Consider the following 18147-nt stretch of genomic DNA (forward strand, 5'->3'; position numbering starts at 1 on the left):
ACTCTTCTAAAAAAAAGAGGTGCTATCGATGGCTTGGCCAACACATATTGTAGCGGTGGGTGGAATTGCAATAAATGAAGAGGGAGATATTCTTTTAGTAAAAACACATCATGGTGGGTGGGTATTTCCTGGAGGACAAGTGGAAGTTGGAGAAAACCTAATGGATGCACTAATTCGCGAGATTAAAGAGGAAAGTGGAATAGATGTCGTTGTTTCTCAATTGATTGGCGTGTATTCGAATACAGGTATGCATAAATGGTATGACGGTGAGACGGATGTTCCTACCAAGGTCATGTTAGACTTTATCTGCAAGCCCGTGGGAGGAGAATTAAGTACTTCGGAGGAAACATCTGAAGTGATGTGGGTAGCCAAGGAGAAGGTGCTGGATCTGATTTCTGCAGCGGCTATTCGTACCCGCTATCAAGCTTATTTGGATTTCGATGGAAATACTAGGTATATGGATTATGTAACTGGAGGTGCGTTCGAAGTTAAATTGGATCGGATGGTGTAAAAAAGATACTTTGAGGCTTTCCCGAAAGGGAAGGCCTCTTTTGTTGAGAATGAGCGATCATTCCGCTATATCGTATAAGGATTGTGACGAATCATCTCAATTAAATTCACTGCGGCTGCTGATAAGGGCTCATTTTTACGTGTACAGATCGCAATGGTGTTCTTCAGATGGATTCCTTCTACATATACTCGGCACAATTCTCCACGCTCTACATATTTGCGTACGACTAATGAAGAAACGAAGTTTGCACCATATCCGGCGATAACGGCTTTGATGGCTTCATGTAGTCCATTAAATTGCAAAGAGATGATAGGAGCGGGTGTGTTGTATGTGCGGCATAAAGATAATAATCGCTCCCGCGTTGAACTTCCTTTTTCACGCATAACAAAGGGTTCCTTCATCATTTCGGATAGAGAAACCTGCTGATTGGCATAACGATGATCGGGTGCGACTACAAACCATAACTCGTCCTGAAATAACTCCTCTGTCTGGATTGTATCTGGATAAGCCTCGGCGATTCCTCCATAAATAGCTATATCCACGTCTACATTTAACAGCTGCTTGAGGGCATCACTTGAGTTGGTAGTGGTGATCATCATCTCCACTTGTTCATATTGTTGCTTAAACTTTGCAATCCAGGTAGGAATGAGAAAGTGAGCAGGCAAATACGTTGCGGCTAGACGGATACTTCCGTTAGTGCCGTTAACATAATCTTGAGCGAATTGTTCAATTTGTTGTTCTACGGCGAACAGTCGCTTGGCGAGTAGAGTAAGCTCTTCCCCAGCATCCGTTAAAGCGATTCCTCTGCCTTGAGGTTTAAATAGGGTAAAGGACAGTTCTTTTTCGAACTTCTTAATCTGCGCAGTGATGGCAGGCTGACTTATATTTAAAATTTCTGAAGCGCGTGTCACACTGCCTGTCGATGCGATTACATGGAATAAGCGTAAGGCATGTAGGTTCATGGTTAAACTCCCATTCTTCGATTTATATATTAAATATATAAATTAGACTTAAAGATATATTATATTTATGATTATAACTGATTTACAATACAGATATAAAGATGAACTTGGAAAAATGAGATTAGGGAAAGGAGTAATGGAGAGGAGGTTTGGAACTGTAGGAGCGTAGCGATCGCCTTTGTCTCCGGATTTCAACCATGAACAAATACTAAAGGAGAAGTGATAAATATGAATCAAACGACTACTTGGGATAAAGTCGATCAGTATATTAAAGAGCGCCTGATTCCACAGGACGCTGTGTTGGAAGAAGTGTTGGTCACCAATCAACAGGCAGGGCTGCCGCCCTTTGATGTTTCGCCCAGTCAGGGGAAATTCCTGAATCTACTGGTGCAAATGAAAGGTGCACGCCGGATTTTGGAGATTGGCACCTTGGGCGGGTACAGTACGATTTGGATGGCAAGAGCCCTGCCGTCTGACGGACAGATAGTTACCTTGGAGCTGGATCCCATCCATGCGCAGGTAGCTAAAGCTAATCTATCGCTTGCCGAGGTGGATCATCTGGTAGAGCTTCGTGTAGGGGATGCATTAGAGCAACTGTCTCAGATGAAACAAGAGGGCGTTGAACCCTTCGACTTTATTTTTATAGATGCCGATAAACCGAATAATCCTAACTATTTAAAGTGGGCGCTGCAATTCTCCCAGCCCGGATCGGTGATCCTTGGAGATAATGTGATTCGTGAAGGTGAGGTCATTAATGAGAATAGCGAAGACGCTCGTGTAGTAGGCGTACGGGAATTCTATGATCTGTTGGCTGAAGAGTCTAGAATTTCGGCTACTGCCATTCAGACGGTGGGAAGCAAAGGTTATGATGGATTTGTATTGGGGATTGTGAATAGCTGAGGGATTTCACAGGTCCTCTGAGCGTTACGGACCCCAGTGACGCTATTGCTTAGAAAGAGGTTCATCTGTGTCCGATAGATGCCGGTGCCTCCTACCTGTAAATGATATCAAATCAAACAAAGGTGTCCCTAAGCCATGATGGCTTTAGGAACACCTTCGTTATTTTAAAGCGCCTCTTTAATCACCTTTTTGTAATAGAAGACGGACAATATTGCAAAGATCGAATACAAAGCAGTGTATAACAGCATCACCAGAATCATCGGTGTCCAAAGCTCTGTGCCGAATAAGAACCAGCCGGATTTAACGGCGAAGTAGCTGTGAAGCAGACCTATGACTAATGGAATACCGAAGTTGAACAATTGTTTCATCTGTATACCTCTGAGCAGATCACCTTGCGTGAATCCAAGCTTTCTCAGAATGGTGTAGTTAGGTTTTTCATTTTCACTTTCATCCATTTGTTTAAAGTATAGAATACATCCGGAGGTAATCAAGAAGGTTAACCCCAGAAAAGCAACGATAAACATAATGAGTCCCATATTTTGTTTTTGACCTTTTATCGACTCTAATTGAGAGTCTTGTTTGTTATTCTCATCAAATTTTAAGGTCTTGAAAAGTTCATTTGCCTGTTCAACGCTGGCCCGGACTTTCATATCAATCCCGATATTAAGGGAGGATCCTCTTTGAAGGGCAGGATCTAAATCCTTCTTTAAGCGCTTAAAGATAGATTCGTCTACAACCGCAACCGGTAAGCCACCACCTGTGTAATACCCTGAAATGGGACTTTCGATATCTAATCTTTTATAATCCTGCGGAAAAACCTCATGTAACCCTTTGAGTTCAATCGCACCTTTATCTTTCATAGTAACAAAATTATCCAATGTACTGCTTGATTTCGTGAAATAAGCTTTATCTGGAGTTAGATCAACGTCTTCAAGTGCATTTTCACTTATGACCGCCAGGGTCATAATATTTGAAAACATATTGTCTCCGTCCGGTTTTTTAACAAGAATCTCTTCAACATCTACATCGACCTGAAGGACTTGGGTCCTTCTTTCTGTAAATACTAAATCATTTGCCGTTAGGATCTTTGTAAATTGTTCAGCCTCTTGGGCATTCGTGAATACAAAATCCGTTGGGACATATTGCTTGGAAGTTTTCTCAGCAGAGTAAAAGGAAATGTAGCTAAGGGATAATAAACCCAGGGCTAGTGCCGATACCGTTGTAATGATGGTTAATAATACGGCATTGGATTTCATGCGAAACATAATGGAGGAAAGAGATAGAACCTCTCTAATGTTCAGATAGCCGTTTTTCCGCTTACGAATGATATGAAAAATAAAACTTACCGAGCCTTTATAAAATAGATAGGTCCCAATAATGACGGATCCCAAAATAGTAATCATGGATATAGCCAATTGATTCATTGAGGTTACGTCTTCGGTAAGTAATTTAGAGGAGAGCACATAGCCCAATAGGATTAGGCCAATTCCGACAATCCCTATGATCATTTCAAAGAAGGATAATTTTTTCACTGTACCTTCTGTTGTTGAGGTCACCCGGAACAAGGATAAAATACTTTGTCTTTTAATAAATCCATAATTCATCAGCATGATCAAAAGATAAATCACACAGAATACGATCAACGTCTGAATCAAAGCTTCGATAGAGAAATGAAGGGAGGCTATAGCATCGACCCCCATTATCTTAAATAAGATCATGAGGATTAATTTTGAGATAGAAAAGCCAACCAATATCCCCAGGACCAAGGAACCGAAATACAGAATAAAGTTCTCTGCCGAAAGAATGCGGAAGATTTTATTTTTGGTCATTCCAATTAACTGAAATAAGCCAATTTCTTTACCGCGTCGTTTGATGAAGATCGTATTAGCATATAACAGGAAAATAGAGACAATTACGACTAGTAAAATCGAGGCAGCCATGATGGCTGCGCCCCCTTTGATAGAGCTTTCCAGCTCATCCATCGAGGGATCATATTGCAAGGTGACAAAGGCGAAATATAAGGCCACACTAAAAACTAGCGCAAACACGTATAGGTAGTAATTTCGAATGTTTTTTCGCAGATTTCGAATCATTAATACATTAATGCTCATTCTGCACACCGCCTAATACACCCTGTGTTTTTATAATGTCGTTGAAGAAAACTTGTCTTGATTGTTCTCCTTTATTTAGCTGCGTATAGATTTTTCCATCTTTTATAAAAATAACTCTACTGCAATAACTGGCAGCCACTGGGTCATGCGTAACCATAACGATGGTTGCTTTTCGTTTTTGATTGAGTTCACTTAGCTTATTTAATAAATCAGAAGCGGATTTAGAATCCAGCGCCCCGGTAGGCTCATCAGCAAAAATAATACTTGGATCATGAATGAAGGCACGAGCTGCTGAGGTACGTTGTTTTTGACCGCCAGAGATTTCATTGGGGTACTTATTTTTTAATTCCAAAATCCCCAATTCCTTTGCGAGACTTTCGAATTTCTGATTGGCGGCTTTCTTGGGTGTATTGGTAATGGATAGTGGCAGCAGGATATTCTCCTTTACCGTCAGTGTGTCCAAGAGATTATATTCTTGAAAAATAAAACCTAAATGATTTTTGCGAAATTCCGCGAGCTGCTTCTCTTTCATATTGGAGATTTCATTGCCCTCAATGGTAATAGATCCGTTGCTGATTTTGTCGATCGACGAGAGTACGTTGAGTAGGGTTGTTTTACCTGAACCGGAAGGCCCCATGATGCCAACGAATTCGCCTTCTTCTATACGAATATCGAGTCCGCTTAACACGGATTGTTTGTTTAATTTATTGCCATAGCTTTTATGAATTTTAGTAGCTTCTAGAATTGCCATAATGATTCACTCCTTCGTTTCTTCTTGTATAGCCTTATTATAAAAAAGTTTATTGTTCTTATCCTGCGATTGCCCGAACAAAATATAAAAGCATGTGACATTGTTGTCACATGCTTGAGATTTTAACGAATTCATTTTTGAGTGGGAAGGTTAAAGTAAATGTTGTTCCCGCTCCAAGCTTGGATTGAACCCCGATGATGATGAGTAAGGATTGAGCTGCTTTCTGAGCTAAATATAAGCCCATGCCTGTGGCTGCATTGTCGCGATGTACAGTAGTGGAAGTAAACCCTCTATCGAAGATGCGCGGCAGGTCCTTCGGATCTATCCCGCGCCCGGAATCCTTCACCTCAAGAACGATATGTTCAGCTTGCTGGTAGCTATTCACTGTAATATCAGAAGCTTCACTATATTTTACGGCGTTGGTTAGTAGTTGTCTGAGGATAAAAGCCAGCCATTTAGCATCACTAAGCACTTCAGCAGCTTCTAAGTGCAACTCAAAGCCGATTCCCTTCTGAATACACCAAGACTGTAACGTCTTAATCTCACTAAAAATAAGCGTTTCTATATCGATTTGCTCCATATACAGATCGTTTTCAATAAAGGGTATCCGTCTTTGGTGGAGCTGCTGATCCAGCAGCAGATGAATACGCAGCCACTCATAGGTCAAGTGCCTCTTCATAACATCATCTTCTATACGTTCAATCATTAGATGCATTGCGGTCAGTGGAGTCTTTACTTCATGAATCCAGGATAACAGCTCATCCTTCTCTTGCTCCAAGTTCATTAGATTGTCTGAAGCAGTCCTCTTTAACAGTTTCACTTGGTTGGTGATGCTCTCTTCGATGATTTTCTCAAAAGGACTTTCGGCAAGAGCGATACTTGTCAGATCGAGATCATCGTCCCGCTCATTTAAGCTTTTATAAAATCTGGTTTCCTTAGGATAGCGAATGACTAGAAAAATTACGAAAAAAATCATTGATAAAGAGACCAGATAGAGCACTGAAGACAGGGGGATGGTCGGGTCCATAAAGGTGATAAAGAGCATAAATAGATGTACAAAGAGAAAGAGCAGAATCCAACCGAGTCTTTCGAGCAGGTACTTTTTTATCATAGAGAATCCTCTTCAATGGCTACGTACCCTTGTCCAACCTTCGTCTCAATAAACGCCCCTAATTCAAGCTCGTCCAGCTTTTTGCGCAGCCGATTTACGTTGACGGTGAGGGTGTTATCACTAATAAAGCGCTTATCGTCCCATAAGCTATTAATTAATTCCTCGCGGGTGACAATTTTATTCTTTTTCTCAATGAGTAATTTCAATATGAAAATCTCATTTTTGGTAAGCTCAATCGATCCCGTGTCGTTGGTCACTGAATTCCGCTCATAATCGACGGTAGCTCCGCACCACGTTTTGAGTTCAATGTTATCCGAATTGTAATTGTACACACGTCGGAGAATGGCTTGCACCTTGGCAATGAGTACATCGAAATGGAAGGGCTTTTGGATATAATCATCGGCTCCCAGCTGCATGGACATCACCATATCTGTCGGATGATCCCGGGAGGATAAGAAGATAATCGGCAGGTTAGAGTGAGAGCGAATCATTCTGCACCAATGAAATCCATCGAATTTGGGTAATTGGATATCAATTATCACTAAATCAGGTTTGATTTCCGTGAATTCCTGTGTAACATTGTTGAAATCTTGAATGCCATATACATCATAAGACCACTGCGTAAGCCGCTCTTTGATCTCATTAAACAGCGTTGTATCATCTTCGATTAATAAAAGCTTGAACAAATCGGTCACCACACTTTTAGTTTCGTACCTTGCGTTTAGAATACGCTTAAACGATTGAAGCCATACTTTGATTGTGCTTAGAGCATTGCAGATAACACTGTCTGGTAATGCGCAAATTCCTTCGTTTCATTAAATTGAGGGCACATTTTCAAGGAGAGCAGGGCGCTTTCGATTAAGAACTCTCTTGGTTCCTTGTTGTTCATGATCTCTTCTTGGATAAAATATAACAGCTTTAGTGCATTGGACAGGTTAGGATCATCAGCGGCGAATGATTTATCTATGATTTTTTTTAAGCTCACGGTCGCAAACGATAAATCATTATTAAAAAAATCAGTGTATTCAGCAACAGGCAATAGTTTCCCTACATGATCGGGGGAGATAAGCTGGATTCCTTTTTCGCTTACATCCTCAACAATCGTCTGGATAAGAGTAGTGCAATAATTAATGATTTGTTGAGAGGTAATGACTTCATTCATGGCACTGTTAATTTGCAGCATATGTTGCAAGATGCCTGTGAAAATGATGGCTCCATCCAGTAGATAGGGCTTCTTATCTTCAGAAAATATATGCAGGAAACGTTCATGCACCCAGGTTAATAAGGTGAATTTAGTTTTTTTGATGAACGTAATTAAGTCGGGATCATTGGAGACCAGGGCATCTTCAACCAGCTGCAACAATTTATTTTTCTTATTGATTTTCATAACCAGTTGAACTTGTTTAGCGAATATATCAATGTCAGAGGGGTCCTGGCCAATGAGCAGGCCATTTCTGCCTTCTTCCAGCTGGTCATGAATAGAGGTGAATACAGCTTTAAAGAGATCCCCTTTGGAAGGGAAATAATTATAAAAAGATCCTTTGGAGATCCGGCTGTGATTCAGAATGTCCTGTATGGATGTGGCGTGGTAGCCTTTTTCAATAAATAATTCATGTGCTTTTTGAATTACTTGCTCTTTCCGTTTATTTATCATCTTAGGTGCCCCTTTAAGCTGGACTCTTTTGTGCAAAAAAAACACTTCACGTAGAATAGACTAGCTTATATTTCCACTTAATACAATTTAGTTTTTAAATGAATTCTGACTTGCCAAGCAGTAAATATAAGAGTAATATATTCTACATTGTAACATAAGTTCAAATTTGAACCGACGGTATGATTATAGAATGGAGGATTCCAAAATGAAAACGAAAGAAAGTAAAGCGTCCTATGGGATTTTGGCAATCCTTATGATTGGTGCATTTGTTGCTTTACTAAGTAATACACTACTCAATATAGCTTTACCATCGATTATGAAGGATTTTGATGTCAGTGCCTCAACGGTACAGTGGCTATCGACGGGTTATATGCTAGTGAACGGGATCATGATTCCTTCAACGGCCTTTTTAATTCAAAAGTATACAGCGAGACGATTATTCTTAATCGCCATTGGATTATTTGCAATAGGGACCTTTATTGGAGGCTTTGCTCCAAGTTTCCCTGTATTATTGATTGCGAGAATGGTCCAAGCCTCAGGGGCCGCAATTATGATGCCATTATTAATGAATGTATTGTTTACCACATTTCCACCTGAAAAACGCGGCTCGGCCATGGGGATGTTTGGTTTGGTTATGATTTTTGCACCAGCCATTGGTCCTACACTGTCAGGATGGATTATTCAGCATTATGAATGGCCTGTGCTGTTCTTTATGATTGCACCTATCGCCGTATTGGTGTTCATTCTTGCCTTCTTCAAACTGCATGATCCTAAAAAAGATGTGGCTATTAAAATCGATATTCTATCTGTAGTTCTATCAGCGATTGGGTTCGGGGGTCTTCTATACGGCTTCAGTTCCGCTGGGAATAAAGGATGGGATGATCCAATGGTCTACTCCACCCTTATTATCGGGGTAATTGGTTTAGTGATATTCATAATGCGCCAGATGAGAATGAAGGAGCCTATGCTTAACTTCAGAGTGTACAAATATCCGATGTTCGCTTTATCCTCAGCGATTTCGATTACACTGAATATGGCGATGTTCTCAGCGATGATGTTAATGCCGATTTACCTGCAAAATATTAGAGGCATTTCACCTCTGGATTCGGGACTCCTAATGTTGCCTGGTGCATTGATTATGGGGGTTATGTCTCCAATCACAGGTAAATTGTTCGATAAATTCGGCGGCAAAGTCTTGGCGTTAATGGGTCTGGCTATCGTAGTGATCAGTACGTATTTCTTTAGTGATCTAACTGAAACAACGAAATATTCGACACTTATGATTTTGTATTCTGTGAGAATGTTCGGGATTTCAATGGTTATGATGCCTGTGATGACCAATGGTCTGAACTCCATCCCGGCTAAATATACACCGCATGGTACAGCCATGAACAGTACGATTCAGCAAGTCTCCGGAGCGATTGGCGGGGCGCTGCTTGTAACGATTATGTCTAACAGTACCACTTCACATGTCAAAGATATGGTAGCAGAAGCTGTGAGTAAATTAACGGCTAAACCTTCTGCAGAGCAATTGCTTGGTATTCAAAACCAAGTCATCGCAAAAGCAACGATCGAAGGAATTAACGATGCGTTCTTAGTGTCAGTAGGCGTAGCCATCATTGCCTTTATCCTAGCTTTCTTCATAAAAAGAGGGATACAGCCTAAGGATACAGAAACAGTCGAAGAAAAAGTGGCTGTTAAACAAGTTTCATCCGCTAGATCGATGTAATTTGCTATGCAGAAAGACGCTCACCTGTGATAAGCTCCCATCATAGTAGACAGTAGAAAAAACAAAAACTTCTACTGCTACAATGATGGGAGTTTTTCTAATGTCTAATAGAAGTCCAACATCTTTAAAAGTAAAATTACATGTCGTAGGGCTGTGCCTTGAGCACAAGTCAAATCCAAACTATGAGGCAAAGCAGCTAGGTCTTAGTTCACACACAGTTAGAGAATGGATTAGGAAATATAAAGCAGATGGTTTGGACGGGTTGAGGGAATCGAGAACATGGAAATCATACCCAAAGGAATTGAAGCTTGCTGCTGTTAACGAAGTGTTGTCTGGTCGTTGCTCCGTTGAAGAGGTGACAAACAAGCATTATATTTCAAGCAGAAGTGTTTTGACAAAATGGATTACCAAGTATACTAATGAGATAGAATTGAAACCTACACATACAGGAAAAGGACTATCTCATATGAACCAAGGAGTGGTTAAAATGGAAACCCTCTTGCATAGAACTTGAAACTCATGCGTTAGCGAAAGAAGTAAAGCTACGATATGACAAGCGAAAAGGGATTCTTGGCTATCGTCAAATGCGCACGCAATTAAACCGAAAGCTCAAAAAGCAGTACAACAAAAAGCGTTATTACCGAATTATGTGTGCTCTTGGGCTTAAAGCAGTCATTCGCAGAAAACGAGCGAGTTATGTGAAAGCTACGGAGATCCATGTAGTTGAAAATGTAATGAACCGTAACTTTGATGCCAATTCTCCTAATTCAAAATGGTGTACAGATGTGACTGAACTGAAGTACGGGAATGGGCGCAAAGCCTATTTGAGCGCTATTATTGATGTATATGATAATTCCATTGTCTCATGGGTATTAAGCCATTCCAACAACAATAAACTCGTGATGGATACGTTGAAGAGGGCTTACGCGAAGAATCCTGGCGTAACCCCTCTTTTACAAAGCGACAGAGGCTTCCAGTACACGTCTCATGAGTACAACCGACTTCATGTAAAATACGGATTTAAGAAAAGCATGTCTCGTGTGAGTCGGTGTTTGGACAACCAACCTATTGAGCGTTTTTGGGGTACATACAAGTCAGAAAGCTATTATCTTACAAAGTATGACACCTATGATGATGTCCTCACAGAGGTTAGCAAATATATTCACTACTACAATAATTACCGCTACACAGAGTGTTTGGATGGCTTGTCACCTAGCGAATACCGACGAGCTACATAACGAAGATACCTCAGTTCTGGCAATACGAACTGAGGTATCTAAACTAACTATTTTTGTTTTTTACACTGTCCACTTGACAGGGAGCACTTCACTGTGGTGGGCGTCTTTTTTGTCTTAATTAAAAATAGAGCTCTGAGTGAGTCTTGGTCCATCCTGAATGACCGTTATGGAGTCGTTTCCACCTACATAAATTCTATTTGTGAGCGGGTTTAGCACAGTACTGCCTGATACAGAGGGGAATCTTGCGAGCCGTTTAAACGTGGTGGCGTTATAAACGGACATATGATTTTTATCGAAATTACCAACAAATAAATGATTTGTATTCGGATTAATGGTTATGTTGGAGGAAGTAGGAAGAACCTTTGTTGTAATGATTTTGTTGTTATTTCCATTGATGACGAATAGCTTTCCTTTACCTTCAACTTGTGCACTTGAAACAAAAATACGGTTCGTCAGGGGATTTATAACGACCTCGCTTTGCAGACGTCCCAGCTGTACATTACGCAACAATTTGTTGGTTCGGCCATTGATCACAGAAAGAAACCGGCTTAAGTTATTAGCGACATAAATACGATTGGTAATTTTATTAAGTGCTGGCGCTATCACGGGGTTACTTCCGACTTTTATTGTCGCAATGATAGCCTGTGTAGTTCCGTTAATGACGGTGACGCTATCATTTGCTGTATTGGTCACATAGACACGGTTTGTAAGCTCATTGATAACGATTCTGGAAGGGCGTCCACCGATTTCAATCTTTTTGCGGACCTGATTTGTTTTCCCGTCTATGACGAATAGGGTTCCGAATGCGCTAGTTACATAAATCAGATTGGTTCGAACATTCACTCCGATATTGTCTGGGAATCGGCCTACTTTGACAGTTTTGATTACCTGGTTTGTCCGCCCGTTTATGACAGAGACATTTTCGTCACGGAAGTTAGGTACATAAATCCGGTTGGTTTGGGGGTTGATTCCGAGCTGAGACGGCAGTCTTCCTACAGGGATCCGAGCGATAATGCGATTAGTTCTGCCCTCCAATACCCCGATAGTTCCAGCCTCGGTGTCTGGGTTTACAAAGTATACTCGATTCGTAACGACATTTACTTTTATATCTCCGATCGGTCCGGCAGAGCGGACTGTAGCAATCACTTTTGGCTGCGCCATGCTTTTACCCCTTTCCAAGTAAATAGATACTTCATTATATTTAGGCTTAGGCAAAAGGGTACTTCATTTATCCTTGCAAGATATATATTAGGAGTGTAGAATGGTACTCCATTATCCAAATATTAGGTTATGTGTAAGCGTTTTATTTTTTGGAAAATTGAGATTGATTGGAGGTTGGGGTTGAGATGGTGAAATCAGTGTTGTCGGATATTTTATTAACACCTGATAAGACGCAGCTTCATAGTGAATTGTTAGAGGAAATTGGGCAGTATATCACGCAAGAAATTCTAAATCATCCGTTAATGAAAGAGGAGAGTCAGCGGGTAAGTATTCTCCTTGATGGATCGACCGCACTTGGTGTGGTGGATGAGCAGTCGGATGTGGATGTAATCATTATTTGTCAGGACGAGTATTATAGCAGCATTAATCATCGGTTCGAACAAGCGGGGCTGATCCCGGAGCAAAGTAGTTTTTTTATGGATTTACGACTCCCCAGCGGCAAGTCCGGACATTACACACTGCATAAAATATCAGAAATTAAAGCGGCGTTAATGAGCGGAAATATGGAATGGCTGTGGAATGCTTCTATTTCTTATATCTACTATGACCGATTGGATGTAAAGTCACTTTTTGATGCCTATGTCCCCCTCCAACCTGAAGTCCTAATGAGATTTCGTAAGAATTCATACATACAGTTAAGAAGTTATGCCAAAAGCTTAGATAATCCTGTAGTGCGTGGCGACGCCTTTCCTATTTTATTTTTAGCGGTTTCTCTTTATAAAGAAGCATTACGCTGTGCCATTACTATTGAAGGTTACCCCTACCCCTATGACAAATGGCTGGTACCTGTAGCCAAACAAACAGCTGTCGGCCGAAAGATTTTGGAGTGTGCGGGCGATTTTTGGAGTTTTATTAGAGATGATGAATCCTTTGCCCCTATGTACCAAGAGGATAATAACTTTGTCAAAATGGAAAAACGATTCCGGAAGATACTTGTAGAGGAATTCCGCATGCGGGGGATCGATGAACCTTGGTTAGTAGAGTGGTGGAAGTTTATGGAGGAGTGAGTGGAGCTATAGGGTGTTTGGGTGAGTAGAGTAGCTGTGGTGGCGGGGTTGCTGGGATGGCTGTAGTGGGCTGAAATGGTTGAAGCGGTGGAATGGCTGAAGTGTTTGGGTAGCGTAGTAGCTGGGGTGGTGGAATGGTCGGATGGTTGAGGTGGCTATAGTGTTTGGGTGATCGTAGTGGATAGCTAGCTGTAGCGGCGTAGTAGCTGTGGTGATTAAGTAATTTAAATGACTCCCCTTCCTCCTCTTGATTATGGTAAGGTATATTGAAGTGGAATTTTAGTGAGAGGTGATTATATGGACGGGACAGTTTCAATATTAGGAGTTCCCTTTTCAAAACTAACACTACATGAGACAACACTTCATCTAACAAAACATATTCAATCTGGGGAATCGAAACTTTTCCATTTGATCACGGCTAACCCGGAAATTACGATAACAAGTCAATCGGACGAGCTGCTACGAACCATACTTCAAGAAGCGGATCTAATCACTCCTGACGGGATTGGCATTGTGATGGCATCAAAAAGAAAAGGCGATCCTATTGCTGAGAGGGTAACTGGATATGAGCTGCTTCTTGAGCTTTTGGAGCAAGGAAATAGCTTGGGATGGAGTTTTTATTTCTTGGGAACAGATGAGCTTACCAGCTGTAAAGCGGTCGAAAAGATCACGGAGTTATATCCGAATGTGAAGATTGCAGGAAGACATAATGGTTTTCTTACCAAGGAAGAGGAGCCTGCCATTGTAGCAGAAATACAGCGCGCACAGCCAGATTTCCTGATCGTTGCGATGGGTGCGCCATACTCTGACAAATGGGTATATAAGCACAAACAGGAGCTTGCGCAGGTAAAAGTTGTTTTTGGCGTGGGGGGCAGCTTAGATGTAATAGCGGGAAAAGTTACTCCTGCACCAGCGCTATGGAAAAAACTCAATCTGGAGTGGTTGCATCGACTTTTGTTCGCTCCCGTTGCGAAGGGACAAAAGTCGCGATGGCGCAGACAGGCAGTGCTGCCCAAATTCGTGTTCCGAGCTATGATTAGGAAATGAAGAAAAGGCCTCGTTTATGGGGGCCTTTTTTAGGTTCGGTTGGTGTGAGAGGAAGAGGGGGCAGGTGTGAGAGTAGGAAGTAAGGAGTAAGGGGCAGAGTAATAGTGGTTAGTGGGAGTGAGGTGAGGAGTAGGGGGAAGAGTAGGGGGAAGAGTAGGAGAGATTAGTGGGAGTAAGATGAGGAGTATGAACAAGAGCAAGTAGTGGGATTGAGGTAAGGAGTAGGGGCAAGAGTAAGTAGTGGGATTGAGGTAAGGAATAGGAGCAAGAGTAAGGAGTGGGATTGAGGTAAAGAGTAGGGGCAAGAGTAAGTAGTGGGATTGAGGTAAGGAGTAGGAGTAAAAGTGAGTAGTAGGATTGAGGTAAGGAGTAGGAGTAAAAGTGAGTAGTGGGATTGAGGTAGGGAGTAGAATGTAAGTGCGACTATAGTTGTGACCTTTAAACAAATTAATAATAATAAACAACACCGATTCTGGTTGATGCCATAGCCTCGTATTTAATTCAAGCTAAAAGCTAAAGGGGTACAATAAGGGGATAAATTCCCTTGAGTCACTGGAATTCCGCCCGAAGAGGCAAAAGAAAGGCAAAAATGCCCTAGAATCGGTGCGATTCCGCCCGAAGTGGTAAAAGAAAGGCAAAAATGCCCTAGATCGGGTGCAATTCAGCCCGAAGCAGCAAATCAACGGTATATATCCCGTAGAATGAGCCGAATCCGGTCCGAAGCAGCAAATCAACGGTATAAATCCCGTAGAATGAGCCGAATCTGGCCCGAAGCAGCAAATCAACGGTATAAATCCCGTAGAATGAGCCGAGTCCGGCCCGACGAAGCAAATCAACGGTATATATCCCGTAGAATGAGCCGTATCCGGTCCGAAGAAACAAATCAACGGTATAAATCCCGTAGAATGAGCCGAATCCGGCCCGAAGAGGCAAATTGAAGCTAGAATAAAAAGTGGACAGTAGTTAACAGACTGGCGATAATGAGTCCACGGAGGTGTGTTCACATGGGAGAACATCGACAACGGTATAACGAAGAATTTAAAAAACAGACAGTGCAGTTCATTCAAGAGCAAACAAAGACAGTGGGCGACTTGGCGGAAGAGCTCAACATCCCAAAAAGTACCCTGCATCAATGGATGAGCCAGTATCGAGAACTAAAGAATGAACCGGCAGCTAGCGTGGATCGAGTACGGGAACTCGAGGCACAGTTGAAAGAAATGAGCCGACAACTTCAAGAAAAAGATAACAAGATTGCTGATGTGGAAGAGGAATTAGCGATCGTAAAAAAAGCAGTGCACATCTTCAGCAAACCAAGGAACTGAGATTCCAGTTTATTGAAAAACATCGCTCCGAGTTTCTCTTGGAGAAGATGTGCATGACCCTACATGTGTCACGGAGCGGGTACTACAAGTGGCGGACAGAAAAAAACAGTACGCATATGCTTCGTAAGGCTGCGATAATGAAGCGAATTCAGTATCATTTTGCAGACCATCAAAAGCGGTATGGGAGTCCGAAGATCACCCGCCTGTTACATCAAGAAGGTTATACCGTTACCGAACGCACGGTGAGTGTGTACATGCGACATATGAAGCTTCGCTCCATTGTCTCCAAAACGTATCGCGTACAGACCACTGACTCCAATCATGACCATCCGATTGCCCCGAATACGCTGAACCAGCAATTTAAAATACTCAAACCCAATTCAGTATGGGTTACCGACATTACGTACATTCCTTGCCGGGGAGGGCGCTTGTACCTGGCTAGTGTAATGGACCTTTGCACGCGCGAAATCGTGGGGTGGCGCTTGGAGAACCATATGGAAACTAGCTTAATTTCGGGCGCCTTACAAGATGCTTACGAAGCTAAACAACCGGAAAAGGGTCTATTACATCACTCCGATAGAGGTTCTCAATATACTTCTCATGAATACACGAAGCAGTTGAAAGCGTATGGCATGGAGTCCAGCATGAGCCGCAGAGGTAACTGTTATGATAACGCCTGTATCGAGTCGTGGCACAGCATTTTGAAAAAGGAGCTCATTTATTGTAATCCACGATTCAAAACTAAGGAGCAAGCCTACCAGACACTTTTTCAATATATTGAGTTTTATTATAACCGCAAGCGAATGCATGGCGCGCTGGGGTATCTTTCTCCAGTTCGTTTTGCTGAGCAATTGACTAGAATGTCTGTTGCGTGACTGTCCACTTTCTTGACAGAGGTCCAAATCAACGGTATAAATCCCGTAGAATGAGCCGAATCTGGCCCAAAGCAGCAAATCAACGGTATATATCCCGTAGAATGAGCCGAATCCGGTCCGACGAAACAAATCAACGGTATAAATCCCGCAGAATGAGCCGAATCCGGCCCGACGAAACAAATCAACGGTATAAATCCCGCAGAATGAGCCGAGTCCGGCCCGACGAAGCAAATCAACGGTATAAATCCCGCAGAATGAGCCGAATCCGGCCCGAAGCAGCAAATCAACGGTATAAATCCCGTAGAATGAGCCGAACCTGGCCCGAAGCAGCAAATCAACGGTATAAATCCCGTAGAATGAGCCGAATCTGGCCCGAAGCAGCAAATCAACGGTATAAATCCCGTAGAATGAGCCGAGTCTGGCTCGAAGCAGCAAATCAACGGTATAAATCCCGCAGAATGAGCCGAATCCGGCCCGAAGCAGCAAATTAACGGTAAAAATCCCGTAGAATGAGCCGAATCCGGCCCGACGAAACAAATCAACGGTATAAATCCCGTAGAATGAGCCGAGTCCGGTCCGACGAAGCAAATCAACGGTATAAATCCCGTAGAATGAGCCGAATCTGGCCCAACGAAACAAATCAACGGTATAAATCCCGTAAATGTCCCCAGCCCAACCCGGTTACTATCCATTACCAACACGGAGGCCGTTTTCGCCACACATTTAATGTGATCCCTACTATGATGAGTGAAATTTGTTAAATGAGCAGATACATCCGCACCAATTGTAAATATGTTAGGGAGTTTATCGCTGCAAAATAAAAAACTGACACCGCTATACCAGCGATATCAGTTTACAGTGCTTAGCGATTAAGCTAGCGGCTGCCTATTTTTAGCTTGTTCCTCTCGCATCCACTGTGACAACTGGCGTTTGAGCTTAAGGAACTCGGGAGAGTCCGTAATCTCATCACGGCGTGGCCGCGGAAATGGCACATCGACTGTATGCAGAATGGAGCCGGGGCGGCCGGAAAATACATAGATACGATTAGAGAGCAGCAACGCTTCTTCGATGTTGTGAGTAATGAACAGCACAGAGCGGCGATTCTCTTCCCACAGCTCAAGCAGCCAGCGCTGCATTTCACTGCGAGTTAGTGCATCGAGTGCGCTGAAAGGTTCATCCAGCAACATTAGCTCCTGCGGAGCGAGCAATGCTCTGAGAAAAGCTGCACGCTGCTGCATCCCGCCAGACAGCATATGCGGATAAGCATGTTCGAACCCGCTTAACCCAACCTTGGCAAGCCACTGGCGTGCTTCCTCGCGGGCTCCATCCCGCAGTGCGCCCTTGATCTCCCCAGCAAGCAGCACATTATCCTCAATCGTACGCCAAGGAAAAAGAGCAGGCTGCTGCGGCATATAACTAATTTCACCGCGTTGACCTGTAACGACCTTACCGTTCATGCGGATCGTGCCTGCATCGGGTTTCACAAGGCCGCCAATCATATGGAATAAGGTGCTTTTTCCGCAGCCGGAAGGACCAACGATCGAAACGAATTCTTGTTGCTCTACCTTGAGAGAGACATTATTCAGAACTTTTGTCTTACGGCGACGATGGAAAAAAGATTTGGAGATGCCGCTCACTTCAAGGGCGGGTGCCACGGTATGAGCTTCAGGGGAGCTTATAACTTCTGTTGTTCTGTGTTGCATTTGCG

18 protein-coding genes are annotated in these 18147 nt (G+C 42.6%); 9 read left to right on the plus strand and 9 right to left on the minus strand.

Translation table 11 applies throughout. The features are described 5' to 3' along the window. Positions 1 to 28 precede the first annotated feature (28 nt). On the plus strand, positions 29 to 511 hold the full coding sequence (locus tag NSQ50_RS02005; protein ID WP_076142321.1) for an NUDIX hydrolase: 483 nt from the start codon (positions 29 to 31) through the stop codon (positions 509 to 511). A 65-nt stretch (positions 512 to 576) separates the two neighbouring features. Here the strand turns inward: NSQ50_RS02005 and NSQ50_RS02010 are convergent, their stop codons facing one another. Continuing rightward, the gene (locus NSQ50_RS02010) at positions 577 to 1473 is read right to left on the minus strand and encodes a LysR family transcriptional regulator (RefSeq protein WP_076224901.1); all 897 of its coding nucleotides are present in this window, start codon (positions 1471 to 1473) and stop codon (positions 577 to 579) included. A 228-nt stretch (positions 1474 to 1701) separates the two neighbouring features. Here NSQ50_RS02010 and NSQ50_RS02015 point away from each other — a divergent pair, with 228 nt between their 5' ends. Next, positions 1702 to 2373, plus strand: coding sequence for an O-methyltransferase (locus tag NSQ50_RS02015; protein ID WP_076142319.1), 672 nt, complete (start codon positions 1702 to 1704; stop codon positions 2371 to 2373). 164 nt (positions 2374 to 2537) lie between these two features. Here NSQ50_RS02015 and NSQ50_RS02020 read toward each other — a convergent pair whose 3' ends face one another. The 5 genes from NSQ50_RS02020 to NSQ50_RS02040 all read right to left on the minus strand — a co-directional run bounded on the left by NSQ50_RS02020 (position 2538) and on the right by NSQ50_RS02040 (position 8000). Continuing rightward, complete coding sequence (locus NSQ50_RS02020) at positions 2538 to 4484, minus strand: FtsX-like permease family protein (RefSeq protein WP_038568418.1); 1947 nt, start codon at positions 4482 to 4484, stop codon at positions 2538 to 2540. Further along, a complete protein-coding gene (locus tag NSQ50_RS02025; RefSeq protein WP_038568421.1) occupies positions 4474 to 5235 on the minus strand; it encodes an ABC transporter ATP-binding protein in 762 nt (253 codons plus the stop codon). The genes NSQ50_RS02020 and NSQ50_RS02025 overlap by 11 nt, the downstream gene beginning before the upstream one ends. Positions 5236 to 5341: 106 nt before the next feature. Then, the gene (locus NSQ50_RS02030) at positions 5342 to 6346 is read right to left on the minus strand and encodes a sensor histidine kinase (RefSeq protein WP_076148006.1); all 1005 of its coding nucleotides are present in this window, start codon (positions 6344 to 6346) and stop codon (positions 5342 to 5344) included. Then, the gene (locus NSQ50_RS02035; protein WP_076148008.1) at positions 6343 to 7032 is read right to left on the minus strand and encodes a response regulator transcription factor; all 690 of its coding nucleotides are present in this window, start codon (positions 7030 to 7032) and stop codon (positions 6343 to 6345) included. Before NSQ50_RS02035 ends, NSQ50_RS02030 begins: the two co-directional genes overlap by 4 nt. A gap of 77 nt (positions 7033 to 7109) precedes the next feature. Further along, entirely contained in the window at positions 7110 to 8000 is an 891-nt protein-coding gene (locus NSQ50_RS02040) for a TetR/AcrR family transcriptional regulator (protein ID WP_235219480.1), read from the minus strand. A gap of 205 nt (positions 8001 to 8205) precedes the next feature. Between NSQ50_RS02040 and NSQ50_RS02045 the strand changes: the two genes are divergently transcribed. The 3 genes from NSQ50_RS02045 to NSQ50_RS02055 all read left to right on the plus strand — a co-directional run bounded on the left by NSQ50_RS02045 (position 8206) and on the right by NSQ50_RS02055 (position 10967). Further along, positions 8206 to 9729 (plus strand): DHA2 family efflux MFS transporter permease subunit, encoded by a 1524-nt coding sequence (locus NSQ50_RS02045; RefSeq protein ID WP_036682711.1) that lies wholly within the window; start codon positions 8206 to 8208, stop codon positions 9727 to 9729. Between the two features lie 100 nt (positions 9730 to 9829). Beyond that, positions 9830 to 10243 carry a helix-turn-helix domain-containing protein gene (locus NSQ50_RS02050; protein WP_340949257.1) on the plus strand — a complete coding sequence of 138 codons (414 nt, stop codon included), beginning with the start codon at positions 9830 to 9832 and terminating at the stop codon, positions 10241 to 10243. After that, positions 10233 to 10967: an IS3 family transposase gene (locus NSQ50_RS02055; RefSeq protein ID WP_340949898.1), complete on the plus strand. Its 735-nt coding sequence runs from the start codon at positions 10233 to 10235 to the stop codon at positions 10965 to 10967. Before NSQ50_RS02050 ends, NSQ50_RS02055 begins: the two co-directional genes overlap by 11 nt. Before the next feature lie 114 nt (positions 10968 to 11081). On the opposite strand, the gene NSQ50_RS02060 is transcribed toward NSQ50_RS02055, so the two are convergent. Beyond that, positions 11082 to 12128 (minus strand): YncE family protein, encoded by a 1047-nt coding sequence (locus NSQ50_RS02060; RefSeq protein WP_076107432.1) that lies wholly within the window; start codon positions 12126 to 12128, stop codon positions 11082 to 11084. Positions 12129 to 12313: 185 nt separating this feature from the next. Between NSQ50_RS02060 and NSQ50_RS02065 the strand changes: the two genes are divergently transcribed. Both NSQ50_RS02065 and NSQ50_RS02070 read left to right on the plus strand, forming a co-directional pair. Continuing rightward, complete coding sequence (locus tag NSQ50_RS02065; RefSeq protein ID WP_076225290.1) at positions 12314 to 13195, plus strand: nucleotidyltransferase domain-containing protein; 882 nt, start codon at positions 12314 to 12316, stop codon at positions 13193 to 13195. Between the two features lie 408 nt (positions 13196 to 13603). After that, the gene (locus NSQ50_RS02070; RefSeq protein WP_340949258.1) at positions 13604 to 14242 is read left to right on the plus strand and encodes a WecB/TagA/CpsF family glycosyltransferase; all 639 of its coding nucleotides are present in this window, start codon (positions 13604 to 13606) and stop codon (positions 14240 to 14242) included. 645 nt (positions 14243 to 14887) lie between these two features. On the opposite strand, the gene NSQ50_RS02075 is transcribed toward NSQ50_RS02070, so the two are convergent. After that, entirely contained in the window at positions 14888 to 15175 is a 288-nt protein-coding gene (locus tag NSQ50_RS02075; RefSeq protein ID WP_340949259.1) for a hypothetical protein, read from the minus strand. Positions 15176 to 15246: 71 nt separating this feature from the next. Here NSQ50_RS02075 and NSQ50_RS02080 point away from each other — a divergent pair, with 71 nt between their 5' ends. After that, positions 15247 to 15564, plus strand: coding sequence for a transposase (locus NSQ50_RS02080; RefSeq protein WP_036683594.1), 318 nt, complete (start codon positions 15247 to 15249; stop codon positions 15562 to 15564). Positions 15565 to 15575: 11 nt separating this feature from the next. Next, positions 15576 to 16439 (plus strand): IS3 family transposase, encoded by an 864-nt coding sequence (locus NSQ50_RS31540; RefSeq protein ID WP_256717136.1) that lies wholly within the window; start codon positions 15576 to 15578, stop codon positions 16437 to 16439. An 869-nt stretch (positions 16440 to 17308) separates the two neighbouring features. Here NSQ50_RS31540 and NSQ50_RS02095 read toward each other — a convergent pair. Further along, the gene (locus NSQ50_RS02095; RefSeq protein WP_076101297.1) at positions 17309 to 18142 is read right to left on the minus strand and encodes an ABC transporter ATP-binding protein; all 834 of its coding nucleotides are present in this window, start codon (positions 18140 to 18142) and stop codon (positions 17309 to 17311) included. Between the last annotated feature and the right edge of the window lie 5 nt (positions 18143 to 18147).

The sequence above is a fragment of the Paenibacillus sp. FSL R10-2788 genome (genome assembly GCF_038003885.1).
Taxonomy (GTDB): Bacteria; Bacillota; Bacilli; order Paenibacillales; family Paenibacillaceae; genus Paenibacillus_AQ; species Paenibacillus_AQ odorifer.

Excerpts from the sequence above, each read along its gene's own strand:
- NSQ50_RS02005 (WP_076142321.1), top strand. The coding sequence starts at position 29 with ATGGCTTGGCCAACACATATTGTAGCGGTGGGTGGAATTGCAATAAAT.
- NSQ50_RS02010 (WP_076224901.1), bottom strand. The coding sequence starts at position 1,473 with ATGAACCTACATGCCTTACGCTTATTCCATGTAATCGCATCGACAGGC.
- NSQ50_RS02015 (WP_076142319.1), top strand. The coding sequence starts at position 1,702 with ATGAATCAAACGACTACTTGGGATAAAGTCGATCAGTATATTAAAGAG.
- NSQ50_RS02020 (WP_038568418.1), bottom strand. The coding sequence starts at position 4,484 with ATGAGCATTAATGTATTAATGATTCGAAATCTGCGAAAAAACATTCGA.
- NSQ50_RS02025 (WP_038568421.1), bottom strand. The coding sequence starts at position 5,235 with ATGGCAATTCTAGAAGCTACTAAAATTCATAAAAGCTATGGCAATAAA.
- NSQ50_RS02030 (WP_076148006.1), bottom strand. The coding sequence starts at position 6,346 with ATGATAAAAAAGTACCTGCTCGAAAGACTCGGTTGGATTCTGCTCTTT.
- NSQ50_RS02040 (WP_235219480.1), bottom strand. The coding sequence starts at position 8,000 with ATGATAAATAAACGGAAAGAGCAAGTAATTCAAAAAGCACATGAATTA.
- NSQ50_RS02045 (WP_036682711.1), top strand. The coding sequence starts at position 8,206 with ATGAAAACGAAAGAAAGTAAAGCGTCCTATGGGATTTTGGCAATCCTT.
- NSQ50_RS02050 (WP_340949257.1), top strand. The coding sequence starts at position 9,830 with ATGTCTAATAGAAGTCCAACATCTTTAAAAGTAAAATTACATGTCGTA.
- NSQ50_RS02060 (WP_076107432.1), bottom strand. The coding sequence starts at position 12,128 with ATGGCGCAGCCAAAAGTGATTGCTACAGTCCGCTCTGCCGGACCGATC.
- NSQ50_RS02065 (WP_076225290.1), top strand. The coding sequence starts at position 12,314 with ATGGTGAAATCAGTGTTGTCGGATATTTTATTAACACCTGATAAGACG.
- NSQ50_RS02080 (WP_036683594.1), top strand. The coding sequence starts at position 15,247 with ATGGGAGAACATCGACAACGGTATAACGAAGAATTTAAAAAACAGACA.
- NSQ50_RS02095 (WP_076101297.1), bottom strand. The coding sequence starts at position 18,142 with ATGCAACACAGAACAACAGAAGTTATAAGCTCCCCTGAAGCTCATACC.